Source organism: Thalassotalea ganghwensis, assembly GCF_053485795.1.
The window spans coordinates 1-1,366 of sequence record NZ_JBQRUM010000050.1 but is presented as its reverse complement, the minus strand read 5'-3'; the positions used below and the strand labels follow the sequence as shown (position 1 = coordinate 1,366).

The window sequence follows — 1,366 nt, the reverse complement described above, 5'->3', positions numbered from 1 at the left end:
GGAGGATGGTCCCCCCATGTTCAGTCAACATTTCACGTGTGCCGACCTACTCGATTTCACAATTGTTTCATTTTCGTGTACGGGGCTATCACCCTGTATCGCCAAGCTTTCCAGCTTGTTCCACTAATTCCACAACGCTTAAGGGCTAATTCCCGTTCGCTCGCCGCTACTAAGGAAATCTCGGTTGATTTCTTTTCCTCGGGGTACTTAGATGTTTCAGTTCTCCCGGTTCGCCTCTTTATCCTATGTATTCAGATAAAGATACTTACTTATGTAAGTGGGTTTCCCCATTCGGAAATCCGTGCCTATAACGCCTTTTATCGGCTTAACACGGCTTATCGCAGATTAACACGTCCTTCATCGCCTCTAACTGCCAAGGCATCCACCATATACGCTTAGTCACTTAACCATACAACCCCAAATAGTTTGAGTGTTATGGTGACAAAACCATAACCAAATGTATGTCTGACATTTTCACGCACTCTAATGAGTTACTTGAATTAGATTGATATGTGATAAGGAAAATCACACATCAGGTTTGATTACTTTTGTTATTAAGTAATGAGCGCGACACTCGTTACTTACAAAAAGCAATCGGTTGAGATAAAATACTTTTTATAAAGTAAAGTATCTCGGGATATATATCAGCTTTCCAAATTGTTAAAGAGTTCGTTTTAGGACACATTCGCCTAAATCGTGGTTTAAAAAACCAAACGTAAATTATCCTTTCAAATACCTTAAGTTTGGTTTCTTTACGAAGCTTTTTCTTCTACTCAATAGTTCGAGCGAAGAGTAATTCAAGTTAGGCAAGGCGCTTATTGCGTAGTGTGCATTGAGCACATGAGCAATTAAGCAACGTAGCATAACGAAGAATTTGGTAGGTCTGGGCAGACTTGAACTGCCGACCTCACCCTTATCAGGGGTGCGCTCTAACCAGCTGAGCTACAGACCTTTAACTTGTTCATTGTTTCGATTTCTTCGTTGCTTTCTCAAAACACTTGTCATTATCAGGCGATAACTCCTGCGTGTTTTTCCAAAGCGCCTCGAACTCAAAGCAATGTCCGGCGTTAATCATCTGAACTACGCTCGGTTAAAGTGGTGGAGCTAAGCAGGATCGAACTGCTGACCTCCTGCGTGCAAGGCAGGCGCTCTCCCAGCTGAGCTATAGCCCCATAAGGCTTCGTCTTCTTCATTTTCGTTATCAGTGCAATTTGTGTGAACACTCAACAAAGCGTTTATTTTACATTCAAGATAAGGAGGTGATCCAACCCCAGGTTCCCCTAGGGTTACCTTGTTACGACTTCACCCCAGTCATGAATCACAAAGTGGTGACCGTCCTCCCGAAGGTTAAACTAGCCACTTCTTT

General features: G+C 42.8%; 2 tRNA genes and 2 rRNA genes. All 4 read right to left on the bottom strand.

Annotation, left to right across the window (positions count from 1 at the left end):
* Window positions 1-409, bottom strand: a 23S ribosomal RNA gene (locus tag ACSLUH_RS19385); the annotation flags it as partial.
* 466 nt (window positions 410-875) lie between these two features.
* A tRNA-Ile gene (locus ACSLUH_RS19380) sits at window positions 876-952 on the bottom strand.
* Window positions 953-1,096: 144 nt separating this feature from the next.
* Window positions 1,097-1,172: transfer RNA gene (locus ACSLUH_RS19375), tRNA-Ala, on the bottom strand.
* Between the two features lie 80 nt (window positions 1,173-1,252).
* Window positions 1,253-1,366 (bottom strand): 16S ribosomal RNA (locus ACSLUH_RS19370); the annotation flags it as partial.